General features: G+C 47.1%; 9 protein-coding genes, 2 tRNA genes, 3 rRNA genes and 1 pseudogene. 8 read left to right on the top strand and 7 right to left on the bottom strand.

Going from position 1 to position 17,721, the window contains the following annotated elements; genetic code table 11:
- Positions 1-219: 219 nt before the first annotated feature.
- The 5 genes from BGI33_RS05210 (at position 220) to rrf (ending at position 5,467) form a co-directional block, all read left to right on the top strand.
- Positions 220-1,758: ribosomal RNA gene (locus BGI33_RS05210) — 16S ribosomal RNA — on the top strand.
- Between the two features lie 77 nt (positions 1,759-1,835).
- A tRNA-Ile gene (locus BGI33_RS05205) sits at positions 1,836-1,912 on the top strand.
- A gap of 15 nt (positions 1,913-1,927) precedes the next feature.
- Positions 1,928-2,003 (top strand) — tRNA-Ala (locus tag BGI33_RS05200).
- Positions 2,004-2,356: 353 nt separating this feature from the next.
- A 23S ribosomal RNA gene (locus tag BGI33_RS05195) occupies positions 2,357-5,246 on the top strand.
- A gap of 108 nt (positions 5,247-5,354) precedes the next feature.
- Positions 5,355-5,467, top strand: a 5S ribosomal RNA gene (gene rrf, locus BGI33_RS05190).
- The 16S, 23S and 5S rRNA genes sit together here with 2 tRNA genes alongside, the layout of an rRNA operon.
- A gap of 146 nt (positions 5,468-5,613) precedes the next feature.
- On the opposite strand, the pseudogene BGI33_RS14165 reads toward rrf, so the two are convergent.
- The 7 genes and pseudogenes from BGI33_RS14165 to tagK form a co-directional block, all read right to left on the bottom strand.
- Positions 5,614-5,715 (bottom strand): annotated as a pseudogene (locus BGI33_RS14165) (transposase); the annotation flags it as partial.
- A gap of 435 nt (positions 5,716-6,150) precedes the next feature.
- A complete protein-coding gene (locus BGI33_RS05185; protein ID WP_100090249.1) occupies positions 6,151-7,236 on the bottom strand; it encodes a type VI secretion system protein TssA in 1,086 nt (361 codons plus the stop codon).
- Between the two features lie 7 nt (positions 7,237-7,243).
- On the bottom strand, positions 7,244-8,296 hold the full coding sequence (tssG, locus tag BGI33_RS05180; protein WP_100090243.1) for a type VI secretion system baseplate subunit TssG: 1,053 nt from the start codon (positions 8,294-8,296) through the stop codon (positions 7,244-7,246).
- Positions 8,296-10,179: a type VI secretion system baseplate subunit TssF gene (gene tssF / locus BGI33_RS05175; protein ID WP_100090242.1), complete on the bottom strand. Its 1,884-nt coding sequence runs from the start codon at positions 10,177-10,179 to the stop codon at positions 8,296-8,298. Before tssF ends, tssG begins: the two co-directional genes overlap by 1 nt.
- Positions 10,180-10,188: 9 nt before the next feature.
- Positions 10,189-10,695: a type VI secretion system baseplate subunit TssE gene (gene tssE / locus BGI33_RS05170; RefSeq protein ID WP_100090241.1), complete on the bottom strand. Its 507-nt coding sequence runs from the start codon at positions 10,693-10,695 to the stop codon at positions 10,189-10,191.
- Positions 10,688-11,530 carry a type VI secretion system accessory protein TagJ gene (locus BGI33_RS05165; RefSeq protein ID WP_218965138.1) on the bottom strand — a complete coding sequence of 281 codons (843 nt, stop codon included), beginning with the start codon at positions 11,528-11,530 and terminating at the stop codon, positions 10,688-10,690. Before BGI33_RS05165 ends, tssE begins: the two co-directional genes overlap by 8 nt.
- Positions 11,508-12,476, bottom strand: coding sequence for a type VI secretion system-associated protein TagK (tagK, locus tag BGI33_RS05160; RefSeq protein ID WP_100090240.1), 969 nt, complete (start codon positions 12,474-12,476; stop codon positions 11,508-11,510). Before tagK ends, BGI33_RS05165 begins: the two co-directional genes overlap by 23 nt.
- 353 nt (positions 12,477-12,829) lie before the next feature.
- Here tagK and tssH point away from each other — a divergent pair, with 353 nt between their 5' ends.
- From tssH to tssC, 3 genes are read left to right on the top strand one after another with little or no spacing between them, the layout of a single operon-like run.
- Positions 12,830-15,508 (top strand): type VI secretion system ATPase TssH, encoded by a 2,679-nt coding sequence (gene tssH / locus BGI33_RS05155; protein ID WP_100090239.1) that lies wholly within the window; start codon positions 12,830-12,832, stop codon positions 15,506-15,508.
- A gap of 47 nt (positions 15,509-15,555) precedes the next feature.
- The gene (tssB, locus tag BGI33_RS05150) at positions 15,556-16,107 is read left to right on the top strand and encodes a type VI secretion system contractile sheath small subunit (RefSeq protein ID WP_100090238.1); all 552 of its coding nucleotides are present in this window, start codon (positions 15,556-15,558) and stop codon (positions 16,105-16,107) included.
- 45 nt (positions 16,108-16,152) lie between these two features.
- Entirely contained in the window at positions 16,153-17,664 is a 1,512-nt protein-coding gene (tssC, locus tag BGI33_RS05145) for a type VI secretion system contractile sheath large subunit (RefSeq protein ID WP_100090237.1), read from the top strand.
- Positions 17,665-17,721 lie beyond the last annotated feature (57 nt).

Below are 17,721 nucleotides of genomic sequence, written 5' to 3'. Positions count from 1 at the left end.
TTCTTCGCTGATGACGCGACACGAAACGAACTAAACAGTTTAAAGTAGAACGCAGTCGAAAGCAACGCTCTTTAACAGAACAGATTACCGATAAGTGTGAGTGCGGATGAGCCTCACACTGATTCAGAGAGACGAGATATATAGACATATACTTGTCAATAACTTTGAAGCAGACCAGTGATTTCGGAGGGAACTTCGAGATTGCAACAAGCTAAGATTAAACATAAGAGTTTGATCCTGGCTCAGATTGAACGCTGGCGGCATGCTTTACACATGCAAGTCGAACGGCAGCACGGAGAGCTTGCTCTCTGGTGGCGAGTGGCGAACGGGTGAGTAATGCATCGGAACGTACCGAGTAATGGGGGATAACTGTCCGAAAGGATGGCTAATACCGCATACGCCCTGAGGGGGAAAGCGGGGGATCTTATGACCTCGCGTTATTTGAGCGGCCGATGTTGGATTAGCTAGTTGGTGGGGTAAAGGCCTACCAAGGCGACGATCCATAGCGGGTCTGAGAGGATGATCCGCCACATTGGGACTGAGACACGGCCCAAACTCCTACGGGAGGCAGCAGTGGGGAATTTTGGACAATGGGGGGAACCCTGATCCAGCCATGCCGCGTGTCTGAAGAAGGCCTTCGGGTTGTAAAGGACTTTTGTTAGGGAAGAAAAGCTGGGTGCTAATACCATCTAGTGCTGACGGTACCTAAAGAATAAGCACCGGCTAACTACGTGCCAGCAGCCGCGGTAATACGTAGGGTGCGAGCGTTAATCGGAATTACTGGGCGTAAAGCGAGCGCAGACGGTTAAATAAGTCAGATGTGAAATCCCCGAGCTCAACTTGGGACGTGCATTTGAAACTGTGTGACTAGAGTGTGTCAGAGGGAGGTAGAATTCCACGTGTAGCAGTGAAATGCGTAGAGATGTGGAGGAATACCGATGGCGAAGGCAGCCTCCTGGGATAACACTGACGTTCATGCTCGAAAGCGTGGGTAGCAAACAGGATTAGATACCCTGGTAGTCCACGCCCTAAACGATGACAATTAGCTGTTGGGGTACTAGATGCCTTAGTAGCGAAGCTAACGCGTGAAATTGTCCGCCTGGGGAGTACGGTCGCAAGATTAAAACTCAAAGGAATTGACGGGGACCCGCACAAGCGGTGGATGATGTGGATTAATTCGATGCAACGCGAAGAACCTTACCTGGTCTTGACATGTACGGAATCTCTTAGAGATAGGAGAGTGCCTTCGGGAACCGTAACACAGGTGCTGCATGGCTGTCGTCAGCTCGTGTCGTGAGATGTTGGGTTAAGTCCCGCAACGAGCGCAACCCTTGTCATTAGTTGCCATCATTAAGTTGGGCACTCTAATGAGACTGCCGGTGACAAACCGGAGGAAGGTGGGGATGACGTCAAGTCCTCATGGCCCTTATGACCAGGGCTTCACACGTCATACAATGGTCGGTACAGAGGGTAGCGAAGCCGCGAGGTGAAGCCAATCTCAGAAAGCCGATCGTAGTCCGGATTGCACTCTGCAACTCGAGTGCATGAAGTCGGAATCGCTAGTAATCGCAGGTCAGCATACTGCGGTGAATACGTTCCCGGGTCTTGTACACACCGCCCGTCACACCATGGGAGTGGGGGATACCAGAATTGGGTAGACTAACCGTAAGGAGGTCGCTTAACACGGTATGCTTCATGACTGGGGTGAAGTCGTAACAAGGTAGCCGTAGGGGAACCTGCGGCTGGATCACCTCCTTTCTAGAGAAAAGAAGAGGCTGATTCGCATTCACACTTATCGGTAAACTGAAAAGATGCGAGAAGAGACTGAATAAACTGGGTTTGTAGCTCAGCTGGTTAGAGCACACGCTTGATAAGCGTGGGGTCGGAGGTTCAAGTCCTCCCAGACCCACCACATATTTAAGGACGCGGGGGCATAGCTCAGTTGGTAGAGCACCTGCTTTGCAAGCAGGGGGTCATCGGTTCGATCCCGTTTGCCTCCACCACGACTCTGTAGGAAGAGGGAAGTTAAATCAGGATACTTTGGAAATTAAAGGTAGTTTAGTCTGAGTACAGACGAAGCAGAAGCTAGCTTTAATTTGCGAAGTAACGCATCGATCTTTAACAAATTGGAAAGCCGAAATCAACAAACAAAGATTGAGGCACAGGAATCGGAATCTGGAAACAGATGAAGAAGAAAGTGCTGAAAGAATTGGGTGATGATTGTATCGCTGAACAACGAAAACAAAAGGCGTTGTTCAGACAACCAAAGCAGTAAGCTTTATGAGAGTAAAGGCCTTAGTCATATTCACTAGTCAACGGTGGAGATGGCGAAGTCAAGAGGTTCTTGAAATGATAGAGTCAAGTGAATAAGTGCATCAGGTGGATGCCTTGGCGATGATAGGCGAAGAAGGACGTGTAAGCCTGCGAAAAGCGTGGGGGAGCTGGCAATAGAGCTGTGATCCCGCGATGTCCGAATGGGGAAACCCACCATGTATAAGCATGGTATCCTGCACTGAATCCATAGGTGCAGAGAAGCGAACCTGGAGAACTGAACCATCTAAGTACCCAGAGGAAAAGAAATCAACCGAGATTGCGCAAGTAGTGGCGAGCGAACGCGTAAGAGCCTGTATATGATAGCCACTGAGATAGAAGAACAAGCTGGGAAGCTTGGCCAAAGAGGGTGAAAGCCCCGTATTCGAAATTTCAGAGGTGGTACTAAGTATACGCAAAGTAGGGCGGGACACGCGAAATCCTGTCTGAAGATGGGGGGACCATCCTCCAAGGCTAAATACTCATCATCGACCGATAGTGAACCAGTACCGTGAGGGAAAGGCGAAAAGAACCCCGGGAGGGGAGTGAAATAGAACCTGAAACCTGATGCATACAAACAGTGGGAGCGGAGTAATCCGTGACTGCGTACCTTTTGTATAATGGGTCAACGACTTACATTCAGTAGCGAGCTTAACCGATTAGGGGAGGCGTAGGGAAACCGAGTCTTAATAGGGCGATTAGTTGCTGGGTGTAGACCCGAAACCGAGTGATCTATCCATGGCCAGGTTGAAGGTGCCGTAACAGGTACTGGAGGACCGAACCCACGCATGTTGCAAAATGCGGGGATGAGCTGTGGATAGGGGTGAAAGGCTAAACAAACTCGGAGATAGCTGGTTCTCCCCGAAAACTATTTAGGTAGTGCCTCGAGTAAGACACTGATGGGGGTAAAGCACTGTTATGGCTAGGGGGTCATTGCGACTTACCAACCCATGGCAAACTAAGAATACCATCAAGTGGTTCCTCGGGAGACAGACATCGGGTGCTAACGTCCGGTGTCAAGAGGGAAACAACCCAGACCGCCAGCTAAGGTCCCAAATGACAGATTAAGTGGTAAACGAAGTGGGAAGGCCGAGACAGCCAGGATGTTGGCTTAGAAGCAGCCATCATTTAAAGAAAGCGTAATAGCTCACTGGTCGAGTCGTCCTGCGCGGAAGATGTAACGGGGCTCAAATCTGTAACCGAAGCTGCGGATGTCAGATAACTGACATGGTAGGGGAGCGTTCTGTAGGCCGAAGAAGGTGTGTTGAGAAGCATGCTGGAGGTATCAGAAGTGCGAATGTTGACATGAGTAGCGATAAACAGGGTGAAAAGCCCTGTCGCCGAAAACCCAAGGTTTCCTACGCAACGTTCATCGGCGTAGGGTGAGTCGGCCCCTAAGGCAAGGCAGAGATGCGTAGTCGATGGGAAACAGGTTAATATTCCTGTACTTGATTCAAATGCGATGTGGGGACGGAGAAGGTTAGGTCATCGATCTGTTGGAATAGATCGTTTAAGCCGGTAGGTGGAGCACTTAGGCAAATCCGGGTGCTTAACACCGAGAAGTGATGACGAGTGTCTACGGACACGAAGTGACTGATACCACGCTTCCAGGAAAAGCCACTAAGCTACAGTTTGAATGAAACCGTACCGCAAACCGACACAGGTGGGTAGGATGAGAATTCTAAGGCGCTTGAGAGAACTCAGGAGAAGGAACTCGGCAAATTGATACCGTAACTTCGGGAGAAGGTATGCCTCTGATGGTTAAGGATTAACTCCGTAAGCCGTTAGAGGTCGCAGAGAATAGGTGGCTGCGACTGTTTAATAAAAACACAGCACTCTGCAAACACGAAAGTGGACGTATAGGGTGTGACGCCTGCCCGGTGCTGGAAGGTTAATTGAAGATGTGCAAGCATCGGATCGAAGCCCCAGTAAACGGCGGCCGTAACTATAACGGTCCTAAGGTAGCGAAATTCCTTGTCGGGTAAGTTCCGACCCGCACGAATGGCGTAACGATGGCCACACTGTCTCCTCCTGAGACTCAGCGAAGTTGAAATGGTTGTGAAGATGCAATCTCCCCGCTGCTAGACGGAAAGACCCCGTGAACCTTTACTGTAGCTTTGCATTGGACTTTGAAGTCACTTGTGTAGGATAGGTGGGAGGCTAAGAAGCAGAAACGCTAGTATCTGTGGAGCCGTCCTTGAAATACCACCCTGGTGACTTTGAGGTTCTAACCCGGATCCATCATCTGGATCGGGGACCGTGCATGGTAGGCAGTTTGACTGGGGCGGTCTCCTCCCAAAGAGTAACGGAGGAGTTCGAAGGTTACCTAGGTCCGGTCGGAAATCGGACTGATAGTACAATGGCACAAGGTAGCTTAACTGCGAGACCGACAAGTCGAGCAGGTGCGAAAGCAGGACATAGTGATCCGGTGGTTCTGAATGGAAGGGCCATCGCTCAACGGATAAAAGGTACTCCGGGGATAACAGGCTGATTCCGCCCAAGAGTTCATATCGACGGCGGAGTTTGGCACCTCGATGTCGGCTCATCACATCCTGGGGCTGTAGTCGGTCCCAAGGGTATGGCTGTTCGCCATTTAAAGTGGTACGTGAGCTGGGTTTAAAACGTCGTGAGACAGTTTGGTCCCTATCTGCAGTGGGCGTTGGAAGTTTGACGGGGGCTGCTCCTAGTACGAGAGGACCGGAGTGGACGAACCTCTGGTGTACCGGTTGTGACGCCAGTCGCATCGCCGGGTAGCTAAGTTCGGAAGAGATAAACGCTGAAAGCATCTAAGCGTGAAACTCGCCTGAAGATGAGACTTCCCTAGGGATTTAATCCCTCTAAAGAGACGTTCGAGACCAGGACGTTGATAGGTCGGGTGTGGAAGAGTGGTAACACTTGCAGCTAACCGATACTAATTGCTCGTGAGGCTTGACTCTATCATTTGAAGGACTTCATACATGAGAGCATGTACAGAAGAAATGATAAAAGCTTACTGATGAATACACATCACCAAGATTAAGGCTTTCTGATTTGACAGTTTAATGTCTGGCGGCCATAGCAGGTTGGTCCCACGCCTTCCCATCCCGAACAGGACCGTGAAACGACCTAGCGCCGATGATAGTATGGATGCCCATGTGAAAGTAGGACACCGCCAGACTCCCCATAAGAAGAACCCGGTTGAGAGATCAGCCGGGTTTCTTGCTTTGGCTAAAGGCTAGAAGGCAATGAATATAGATGCCTGCTAGCAAAACATAACAGCAGCCTTAGTGCTGCTGTTTGTATTTGTGCTTACTCTATATAGAGTGAATTAGCCATACCATATTTACGGCAAAGTTCTTTAACAGGAATACCGGCTTCAGCTTCTTTTAAAATAGATACGATTTGATGTTCAGTCATTTTTTTCATGATTAAATCCTCTGTGGGTTAATAAAGAGAATTTTCTACTTCAGAGCTGTACTATTTTAAGGGATAGTTACAATCTGTTAATAACTCAATGGGGTTAAAGGTTAATTAGTAATAACGTTAGGATAATTTAATCCCAGACAAACAACAGGACTGAATCCGCATAAAAGATTCAGTCCTGTTTTTATTTATTGACTAATTAATAAAAAGGTAGAGATTGCAAAGACTCACTACTCTTTAAATAGCTTGATCTGAGAATGTAAGAATACCAGAAAAATGTTTAGATATTTCCAGTCTTGAAACTCACATTATCGGTTCTTTTAATATGTTACTAAAGCACTCATATAATGAACTGGTAGTCATATATTATTAATTCTCTAAATGCAATATTTTGAACTACTGCTGTATATCAATAAATAATGTATAAAATATTTGGTTTTAAGATTCGGAATCATCCCACTTCTGTAGTAATTCCAATGGAATTGCATTGACCACTTCCGAAAAACGTTTGCCTACCATGCGTTCAGCCTGACGTAGCAACGGGATGGTTGGGCTGCTTGGTTCGTGGGTTTCAAACCAGTTGCGAATATCTTCAATGTGTTGCAATGCATCAAAGCGATTGGTAATAGTTAATGGCAGAAATTCCTGTATTTCGTCTGTTATGACTTCGTCCTGAAATGAAGTGGCTAGTTCTGCTGCTTGTACAGCAGGCGACTCATCAGTTATGGTCGGAGTATCTGATTGAGTATTATTTTCTTCAATACACTCCCGTTTTGGAGCAGAGCGATTGTCATTATCCTGCAGGTAGCTCAATAATTTTTTCAGTGGGCTTAAATCTGGTGCTGCATTCTTCAGTGTTTCATTGATCCAGATTTGCAGTTTCTCAAGAATAGGAATGGTTTCATCTAGTGCTGTCAGGGCTGGAGTATTACGAAGACGTAAGTCAACCAATTGCCGCCGGACAGAATCAGGAGCCAGTGCATCAGCTGGACGTGGTATCGACAAAGAGCGTTCAACATCCCGAATTTGTAATCGCAGCGCGGCGTTGCTGGACAAAATAATACTACGAATATCTGCCATCACGCCTTGAGGGTCTGTCAACGCAGCCAGAGCATTACTACGAACCAGTGCAGCATCTTCTTCATCTCCATTTTCATCAATTTCAATCTGTGGGTAAATATCCTGTGGGTAAGTGCTGCATGCCTGTTCCAACAGGCCTAATCCTTCTAAGAGCCCTGCGGCACCACTTAACTGGATTTTACTGCGGAGAAGTAAGATGTAAACCCGAATATCCTTGGTACGTACTAGCAATCGCAATGCATCACGCTCGACTTCGTTCCAGTTGATGCCTTCTGGCTTGTTTACGAAATCGCCATATTGTGTTTCTGGCTGCTCTGTGGATTTGGAAAGTAGTAGCAGAAACTCTGGATCGTATTCAAGGTTGCTGCCACAGGGTTGTTCATCAGTAACTGGTGCGAGCAGATCAGTGTACTGGTATTTCTGTTTGGATTTTTTGTTGCTCATTATTTTCTCACAGCTGTCTGATACTGGCATATTGTTCTGGTTCATAGGTCATGCCGGTAACTGGAAGATCATTCATCGACTGGCCTAGCCAGGTTGTCCAGCCAAGACGCTGATCGGAACCAATCTGTGCAGGTGGTGCCGAGCGAGGATTAAGCTGTAGTTGAACTTCCCACTCGTATTCGTAACCGACAAATGCTCTGACCCATTCGATTAATTTGGGTAAATCATGTCCATTAGGTAAAAAATGCAGATAGTTATCCAGATTTAGTGGGCCAATGATGAGGCGGAATTTGTGCTGACGATCCGGTACCATCTGTCCTATCAGTGCTCCTTCTCCCATAACGGATGCTGGTCCTGGAATACCCAGTTGGGTGCGTTCTTCAGGGGCAACAGGAATCCAGTGCAATACGTATTCCTGTAGGTTAAATGGTACGCCAAAATAATGTGACAGCGTTGATGTGATGCCGTCTGGATTACGAGCTTCGCGTACCAGATGTGCGCCGGCTGCCAGTCTGGGATGAGATGATAATGTGCTGTCGGCAATCTCTTCCAGACTCTGCCCACATAAACTGGCCACAAAAAACGAAAAACTTTCTGCTTCACGCCTATCCAGTCCACCGCCAGCAGACTGTGCGCTTTGCCAGGCACTATAAAACTGTGTCAGATAACGATGGTGGAACAGATCTGCAAAATCGACTAGTGTGGTGTCACGGTTACTGTCACGCCGGCTTAGGGCAATTTCAGTATAATGTATCGGCAAAGGCCCATTAGCTCCCCATAAACCGAGCCCGAACAACTGGATCCGAAATTTTCCTTCTGGTGTTAGTGACGCATTGGCGATTTCGCGTGGTGCAAAGATCAAGGATGGTGTTTGTCCTAGCCGGAATGGTTCCTGCTGTGGTCGTAGAGCATGACCGATTGGTAGTTGAAGCTGGTATTGTGCACCAAAACGACGCATCAGACTCAGATAGCCATAACGCCAAGGAGTTTCACTGGCCTGATTCAGAGTATTATGCCAAGTGTTTTGAGGTGTGTTCGGCGGTTCGACGATCTGCTTCATCAGATTGCGCCCCTTCCACCCATTCGTACCGGCCAGAGTTCAATCTGACCACGCTGTATGCTGTGTAATGTAGTTTGTGTGAAAGTATTGATGGCGACGTGCCGTGACAAATAGTGTTCCAGAACGAGACCGAACAGATAAGGGCTAGTGCCTGAGAATCCGTCTTCATCAACAGTCAGTTCACATTTGACGCCACGCCCGTAAACCAGAGGACCTGCTCCCGGCAGACGTCGGGTAACTGGTTCTGTTCGGGCTCCGATCAGGCTTTGTATCTGGCGCAACTGCGGGCTGTCATGTGTTGGTACGAATAGTCGTAGCAGGTCTCGTAATGCCTGACCTCCAGGTCGATGTGCCATATCAGATAGTGGCAGGTAGTTGAACGATAATTGCCGGATCAGACGCCAGGCAAGTTCGCGTTCGGCAAATGGTGCCTGTGGCGGACGCGGTGGGCGGATTAGGCCGATGCTCTCAACCGGTACGGAATCATCAATGGACAGATCATCAACACCATTACGGGGAACCAGTGTTGCCAGATCGCGGTTGGTCAGCCACGCTGTGGCCGACAGGTAACGCAGGTATTCTGGATACGGCGCTTCATTTTGGTCAACCAGTGACAGGAAAATTTCTGTACCAATGTAGTTGGTACGTGTGCCGTATTTACGTGCATTGTTGGATAGTTTACGCTGTTCCCGACGCAGGGAAAAATAACGGCCATAATTGCCCTCATCGTTGTTAAGGGTATGGTAAAGTGGCCGGAAAGTTAGTTCTTCTGTGGTCTTTGCTCTTAGCCCATGTACTGCTTCTATAGTATAGATTTCATAATCAAGTGGCCGTGACCGATCTGGTACCAGATGCAGTTCTGTACAGGCTGTGTCCAGTTCTATTCGGTCTGTACGTTTGCGGAACAGATTAATCAATGGTGTGCAGAACAGAGCGAATTGTTCTATGCTGGTCTGATTAATAAGCCAGCTATCGGGGATGCGATCCAGCAGGATAACAATTTCAGCTTCGTTACTATTAATTTTACGCAAACCCGTGGACAAACCTGTTGGCGTGAAAAAATAAAAGCGTTCTGGACAACTGAAATACTCATGCAGCAGGTTGTGACCATGGAAAACATCCCATGTAAGTGGAAGTAAACCCTGTCCTGGTTCTAAACCTTCATGGACGACAGCATCACGTACATTGATGTCCAGTGACCCAGTGAAATTTCCTGGCTGGCCAGCTACTGTTGCTACGGCACTGGTATGCAGCAATTCAAATAGGTGTGAAGCAATTCTGTCTTCACCGCACAGATAAATGGGTAGACGATCCAAACCCTCAATCTGGTTGAAGTTTACTTCTCCGAATGTACGCAAGGTCAGGCGTAATGCGCCTGCAACTTTAGTGTGTGCCGGTAGATAGCGGTTCAACAATGGCATGTCGGGTGGTGCACCCGTCAGTCTGGCCTCAACAATCTGTACTGGCCATAAAGTTACTTCCTGACTGTTGCGGAATTCGCAGACTGTATTTTCTCCAACAGGGATACCGGCACGGAAAGAGGAATGTCTGGGTACCTTGAATCCTTGCATGAAATCACCTTCTGTGTGGCTAGGATGCAGCTGTGCAACAGCCATCGATGGCGTTGGTGTAATGTAATTCGGGTAGATAACTTCCAACAAACGTTGCGTAAAGCGGGGAAACTCGGCATCAATTTTTAATTGTGTGCGCGCAGTGAGAAAACAGAAAGCCTCAATCATCCTTTCTACATAAGGATCAGCTATTTCAATACCCTGCATACCCAGACGTTTGGCAATTTTGGGATGCTGGTGAGAAAATTCTGCCGCCATTTCCCGCATAAAGGTGAGTTCTTTGTTGTAATATTCGAGTAATAATGGATCCATAATTATCTGCTAGATGATACTTATCCTATTGGTTTCGAGATCAAAAGCACTTTGCACAACGAAAGATGTCGGATACGGTTCAGTTAGGATTCGGCCACGTATTTCAAACAACAGGACGTTGTAGTTTAGCTTTGTTTCGTCCTTCATTAACGGTGCGACACCTAATGAAGAAGCTTCCAGCCTTGGTTCAAAACGCAGGATTGCCCTGCGAATGGCTCTTTCAATATCAGTCCACTTGTGTTCATGCATGTATTGACCAGCTATTGGCGGAACACCGTAGTTGACTACAGAGGCAGCAACCTGTGGATATTGATGCAGGTCGATTTCACCTTCCAGATTAGTGGTGTTGAGCAGGTACATCAGATCACGCTGGACAATTTCCCGCAAGCGGTCAGCAGAGACAGTGTAGTTATCAGACACTTCAGTTTTGCGGGTTGGTGCATCATCTCGCAGGCGGTCAAACAGTGTTGGTAACAGGTGTGCTCTTGGGCGTAATGGAGGAAATTGTTCAGCCATGTGCAGCTTCTCTGTCTGTTTCAAAGGTATATGAAGTTATCTCCAGTATTCCCACATCGCCCCGATCCGTTTGCCAGGTTTTCTGTCCTAATGCCCGTACGGATGTTCTACCATGCTCCTGCCAGATAGTTTCCCGACATAACATTAATGGTTCACTGGCCGATTCCGAACCACAACAGCGGGCTAGCAGGAAAACGGGGTGTTCAGATCCATCTTTCAGAGTTAACTGTGCCGGTTTCCAGAGCAGATCAAGGATAGTTTTGGGTGGTTCAGAAGTAATGGAACGTATCTGTTCGAAAGGTAGCCAAGTATAGATACCACCAATGACCAGCTCAACGGTAGAACCCAGCCATGTATCACTATCTGCAATCCAGGCAAATGTACCACCCGGTTCCACAGTACCGGAAACATCTTTGGTTGAACTCAATGCTGCTTCCCTGATTTCATCAGCCTGTGTTTCATTTCCAGAATAATTCTGAGCAATTGCGTCAAGTAACTGATCAACCCATGCAGGTTGCTGTTGGATAAATCCCGGTCGCTTGCGGCCAGCAAAGCATTCCTGTCGATACAACTCGCAGGTAATCAAACCCCTATAGGCATGTGCCTGTTGTTCAAATCCGGATTGCATCTGTGCACATGTCTGTAATTGTTTCAGTGCTCGCTGCCAGTCTCCCTGCAAGCACAGCAATTGAAACAATAACCAGCGTTGGGCAGGATCTGTTGGAGTAAGTTTAATTTGTTGCTCAGTTTCCTGCATGACAGCAGTTAGTGATCGATTGGCCATCCATTGTTGAAGCGTTAATGAGTGTTCATCACTGCGATTGGGAATTATCATCAGCAGAATCCTTTTGGTGAATATTGGGAGATTGTGACATGCGGTAATGACTGTCTACACTAACGGCATGATGTTCTTTTCTGGTTAGCGTGGGCGGCATATGAGTATGACTGTTTTGCTGTTGCCAGCCCGGCGCAAACAAATGCAAGATTTCTGGAGGTTCTTCAGTATGGAATAGTTCTGCTTCTCTCAGGCTATCCAATCCATTAAAAATATCATCAATATGTAATGGTCCAGAGACCATGTCCTGTAATGTCATCAGTGGATCAATATTGCCAGAAAGATCGGCAAGACTGACAGGGGAAGCAGAGTTGGATATATCATTTTGCAGTAGTCTTTTCTGCCAGACATGGTCATTGCCAGATAGTTGTGGCGTGTCCAGTGCCTGACGATATTCCTGTAATAACTCCAGAAAAATTGCGTCGGCTGGAGACTCTTCCATTAATGAAGCTGTTGTTTTTGGCTCAGTTCTTTCCAGCATTTCATATAGTAGGCTGGGCATGACCAGATCAAAGGGATTTTCTTCTTGCTGCACTGATTGCATATTCGGATCAAACCAGGTCAGTTCCAATGGGGTTATCTCTTCAAAATCCTTGAAATTTTTGACTGTTTCTGATGGATATTCTGAAGCAGCCTGTTCTCTGGGGTTAACTTGCCAGATCGATAATCCCCATTCAAGAATATCGCCTTCATGCAGATGACACCAGTGATTTGATGCAAGTGTGACACCATTCACTCTGCAAAGTACGTCCGCGGACTGGTTGAGTAGTTGCCAACCCTGTGCTGAGGGTTGAATGCACAGTGCCAAACCTTCTGTGGGAGGCGTTTCTATATGGATGTTATAAATTGCAGTTTTCAAAAAAAATGCAAAGTCATTCAATTCATAAATTTTGCCAACCTTGATTCCTCGGCAGTAGTCGAGGCGTAATAGCAGCGTACTGTTCATAACGCTTTCCGAGCAATTTCATTTTTACCCCTGCTTTTGCCAGAGGTTATGGGTTCACTTTTCATTACATTAACAATTAAAATAAATAGATTTAGAAAATTTTTATATTAATTGTTTGTAATTACGCGTTGTTTATGTGTAAATACGTTAAATATAGCACACACACTATTGACATATATACATTAATTATCATTGTTTTGAGGTTTTTAATCAAGAATTATTCTTGCATCCTAAATTTAAGCATGATAAATTTTAAAAGAATTTAATATTTTTTTAAAAATGTTTATAATGTAAACAAAATTTATTTTGAGTTGTTAGATTCATAAATAACCAAAGAATGCTGGAAAACTGGTATGGATATTTCTCGCCAAACACTGTTTGGTAAACTGAATACAACACTTTTTCGCTCTATCGAGTCAGCTACAACTTTCTGCAAACTGCGTGGAAATCCCTATGTTGAGCTAGTGCATTGGGTGCATCAGCTTTTGCAATTAAATGATGGGGATGTAATGCGTGTAATACGGCATTTTGACGTTGACCTCGCACAGGTTGAGCAGGATATCTCTCGTAATTTGCTCCTACTACCAGCAGGAGCAAGTTCAATTAGTGACTTTTCCCACCATATTGATCAGGTCATTGAACGTGCTTGGATTCATGCCACACTGACATTCAATGACTGCAAAATCCGTGGAGCATGGCTACTTGCAGCTTTGGTTATGACACCGGATTTGCGTCGTGTACTGACTGGTATTTCTGCTGCGTTTGCCAAAATTCCTCAGGAAAACCTGGCTGAATTGTTACCGGAACTGATTTCCGGGTCGCCAGAGTCGCAAGATGGTCCCTATGATAATTCAGGCTATGCACCGGCAACGCCGGGTGAAGCGAGTCAGTCGCTTGTTGTTAATGGGCAAGATAGTAAATCTGCTCTGGCGCGGTATTGTACTGACCTGACGGAACAGGCAAAACAGGGGCGGATCGACCCAGTGATCGGTCGTGAGCATGAAATACGAACCATGACTGATATTTTGCTGCGCCGCCGGCAGAACAACCCTTTGCTGACTGGCGAAGCAGGGGTTGGTAAAACTGCTGTCGTAGAAGGATTTGCACTGGCAATTGCACAGGGTGAAGTGCCACCTAGTCTGGCTGAAGTTCGCCTGCTGGCTTTAGATGTCGGTGCATTATTGGCTGGTGCCAGTATGAAGGGTGAATTTGAGTCACGACTAAAATCAGTGCTGGAGGAAGCAACACACTCAGCCCAACCGGTTATTCTGTTTGTTGATGAAGTCCACACTTTGGTGGGAGCTGGTGGTGCCTCTGGTACTGGTGATGCAGCCAATTTGCTGAAGCCCGCTCTGGCTAGGGGTACATTGCGTACTATCGGTGCTACTACCTGGAGCGAATACAAACGGCACATTGAAAAAGACCCAGCATTGACTCGTCGTTTTCAGGTACTTCAGGTTGCCGAGCCAGAAGAGGCAGCAGCCATTAACATGGTACGTGGTCTGGTTTCAACGTTTGAAACTCATCATGGTGTAATCGTACTGGATGAAGCAGTACGTGCTGCGGTTAAACTGTCTCATCGTTATATTCCTTCCCGCCAGCTACCCGACAAGGCCATTAGCCTGTTGGATACCGCCTGTGCCCGGGTTGGTCTGTCTCTGCATACACCACCCAACGGTGTGCAATATCTGCGACAGCAGTTAAAAGCAGCACAGACAGAACTGGAGCTGTTAAGTAAACAGCAACGTATTGGCGTGTATGCGGGGGATCTAAATAGCGTTGAGATACGCATCGCTGCATTATCTGCCGAACTGGAAACAGAAGAAGCACGCTGGCAACAGGAACTTGAAGCAGTTGAGAAATTGATTGCTGCTCGGGCGCGCTGTCAAAACAGCGACGATATGGATGCTGTGGCACACCTATCTGAACTTGAGTCAGCTTTGCGCATGTTACAAGGCGATGTGCCTGTGGTTTTTCCAGAGGTTAGCGATAGCGTGGTAGCGGCTATTGTATCGGACTGGACTGGTATTCCAGTTGGCCGAATGGTCAAAGACGAGGTGGGAGCAGTTCTGAATCTGTCAAATAATCTGGCGCAACGGGTGATTGGTCAGGATAAGGCACTGATCCAGATTGGAGAACGCATCCAGACAGCACGTTGTGGATTAACTGATCCTAATAAACCTGTTGGTGTTTTTTTACTCGTGGGACCTTCAGGTGTTGGCAAAACAGAAACTGCGCTGGCACTGGCTGAAGCCATGTATGGTGGCGAGCAGAATCTGATTACGATCAACATGAGTGAATTTCAGGAAGCACACACCGTGTCTACCTTAAAAGGAGCGCCCCCTGGTTATGTTGGCTATGGCGAAGGTGGTGTTCTGACCGAGGCTGTGCGTCGTCGACCCTACAGCGTGGTATTGCTGGACGAGATTGAAAAAGCGCATCACGATGTCCATGAAATTTTCTATCAGGTCTTTGACAAAGGAATGATGGAAGACGGTGAAGGTTTGAATATTGACTTTAAGAACACCGTTATCCTGATGACCAGTAATGTGGGTTCGGATCTGGTTTCCCAACTATATGATGATCCGGCTCTTGCTCCTGACTGGTCTACTCTGAAAGAGGTACTGACACCAGAGTTACGCAAGCATTTTCCAGCTGCTTTTATTGGAAGGTTGACGGTTATTCCCTACATTCCATTGGCAGATGAAGCACTGAGCAGTATTGCACGCCTGCATCTGGATCGTATTGTGCAACGAATGCAGGAGCAGCACGGTATTGCATTGCACTACGACGAAGCACTGGTAAATCACATCGTTCAGCACTGTCCGATGCATGAAACTGGCGCTCGTTTACTGATTGGCTATATCGATCAGCACATCTTGCCAGCGCTGTCGCGTTATTGGTTGCAGGCATTAACCGAAAAAAGTGCTTTGGAATGCATCGATATCAGTCTTGACCCAACCCGTACTGAAGATCCCATTGTTTTTCAGATGCGATTAGCTGACGAAACATCAACAACGCAGCAGACTTAATGGCCGGTTCAGCCCGGTATTGATTGACAATAGTAAAGGAAGTAGACATGGCGGTATTTAACAACAGCGCCCAGAAATTTATTCAGCGCAATCGCGCGCCAAGGGTGCAAATCGAGTACGACGTTGAAATCTATGGTTCCGAGAAAAAAATTGAGCTGCCATTTGTAATGGCTGTACTGGCAGACTTGTCCGGTAAACCGGCAGAAGACCTGCCACCAGTTGCTGAGCGCAAATTCTTAACCATTGATATTGACAATTTTGATGAGCGGATGAAAGCCATCCAGCCACGCGTAGCATTCGCTGTACCAAACACCCTGTCGGGTGAAGGGCAGCTTATGGTGGATATCACATTTGAAAGTATGGAAGATTTCTCACCGGCACGAGTGGCACAAAAAGTTGATGCGCTTAAACAATTGCTGGATGCACGAACACAACTGGCCAACCTGCAAACTTATATGGATGGTAAATCCGGTGCCGAGAATCTGGTTAACCGGTTATTGCAGGATCCAAGTTTGCTACAGGCTCTGGCTAAAGCACCCAAGCCTCAGCCTACGGTTGAAGATGACACCGCAGCATCTACATCAACTGATACCGAATAATAACCCGCGTTCAAAGTATTTGTACGTATTGATTGAGGAGTATTCATGGCTACACAGTCCCAACAACAATCAGATGTCGCACTGGCAGAACGCCCGGTGGCACAATCCGAATTCAGCAATTTGCTAACCAAAGAATTCAAACCCAAGACTGATCAGGCTGCCAAAGCTGTTGAACAGGCAGTCAAGACATTAGCCGAGCAGGCACTATCGCATTCAGTGACCATCAGTGATGATGCTTACAAGAGTATTGAGGCCATCATCGCCGAGATTGATCACAAACTGTCAGAACAGATTAATCTGATTCTGCATCATGAGTCTTTCCAGCAACTGGAATCATCATGGCGTGGTTTATTTCATCTGGTGTCCAATACCGAAGTAGATGAGCATTTGAAAATCCGTTTCATGAATCTGTCTAAAAATGATTTACGGCGCAGCATGAAGCGCTTCAAAGGTATAGCATGGGATCAAAGCCCATTGTTTAAGCAGATTTATGAAGAAGAATACGGTCAGCTTGGTGGCGAACCCTATGGCTGTATGATTGCCGATTACTATTTTGACCATACCCCACCAGATGTTGATTTGCTTGGTTCCGTTGCTAAAGTAGCAGCTGCTTCGCACATGCCCTTTATTGCGGGCGCATCGCCATCAGTGCTACAAATGGATTCATGGCAGGAATTGGCCAATCCGCGCGACCTAACCAAAATCGTCACCCAGAATCTGGAATATGCACCATGGAATTCTTTGCGTGCCAGCGAAGATTCCCGTTACCTTGGTCTGGCCATGCCGCGATTCCTTGCTCGCTTACCGTATGGCATTAAGACCAATCCGGTAGATGAATTTGATTTTGAGGAAGATACTGACGGTTCCGATCACCGCAAATATGTGTGGAGCAATGCCGCATACGCAATGGGTGTCAACATTAATCGTTCATTCAAATCTTTTGGTTGGTGCACCATGATCCGTGGTGTTGAATCCGGCGGTGCTGTTGATAACCTCCCATGTCATACATTCCCGACTGATGATGGTGGTGTGGACATGAAATGCCCGACAGAAATCGCCATTTCAGACCGTCGAGAAGCAGAACTGTCAAAGAATGGTTTTATTCCGCTGATTCATCGCAAGAATACTGATTACGCTGCCTTTATCGGCGCGCAATCACTGCAAAAACCGCAGGAATACTACGATCCAGATGCCACCGCCAATGCCAACCTGTCTGCCCGATTGCCATACCTGTTTGCGTGCTCACGCTTTGCCCATTTCCTGAAGTGCATCGTGCGCGACAAAATCGGCTCGTTCAAAGAGCGCGAGGATATGCAGCGTTGGTTGAATGAGTGGATCATGAATTATGTTGATGCTGATCCAGTGAATTCCTCACAGGAAACCAAAGCACGTCGTCCACTGGCTGCTGCTGAGGTAGTGGTAGAGGAGGTTGAAGGCAATCCAGGGTACTATGATGCCAAATTCTTCTTGCGTCCACATTTCCAGTTGGAAGGGTTAACTGGTTCCTTGCGTTTGGTTACCAAGCTGCCATCTGTGAAGCAGACTACAGCAGAATAACATTTCTATAACTCTGTCAGGGCAAAACAGTGCTTTGCCCTGATAAGGCTCAAAGGA

Source organism: Snodgrassella alvi, assembly GCF_002777425.1.
In the GTDB taxonomy this organism is placed as follows: Bacteria; Pseudomonadota; Gammaproteobacteria; order Burkholderiales; family Neisseriaceae; genus Snodgrassella; species Snodgrassella alvi_B.
The sequence above is the reverse complement of the archived record's forward strand: the minus strand, read 5'-3'. Positions and strand labels throughout refer to the sequence as shown.

Coding starts and splice junctions, on each gene's coding strand:
- tssB (WP_100090238.1), top strand. CDS start 15,556: ATGGCGGTATTTAACAACAGCGCCCAGAAATTTATTCAGCGCAATCGC.
- tssC (WP_100090237.1), top strand. CDS start 16,153: ATGGCTACACAGTCCCAACAACAATCAGATGTCGCACTGGCAGAACGC.
- tssH (WP_100090239.1), top strand. CDS start 12,830: ATGGATATTTCTCGCCAAACACTGTTTGGTAAACTGAATACAACACTT.
- tssE (WP_100090241.1), bottom strand. CDS start 10,695: ATGGCTGAACAATTTCCTCCATTACGCCCAAGAGCACACCTGTTACCA.
- BGI33_RS05185 (WP_100090249.1), bottom strand. CDS start 7,236: ATGAGCAACAAAAAATCCAAACAGAAATACCAGTACACTGATCTGCTC.
- tssG (WP_100090243.1), bottom strand. CDS start 8,296: ATGAAGCAGATCGTCGAACCGCCGAACACACCTCAAAACACTTGGCAT.
- tagK (WP_100090240.1), bottom strand. CDS start 12,476: ATGAACAGTACGCTGCTATTACGCCTCGACTACTGCCGAGGAATCAAG.
- BGI33_RS05165 (WP_218965138.1), bottom strand. CDS start 11,530: ATGATAATTCCCAATCGCAGTGATGAACACTCATTAACGCTTCAACAA.
- tssF (WP_100090242.1), bottom strand. CDS start 10,179: ATGGATCCATTATTACTCGAATATTACAACAAAGAACTCACCTTTATG.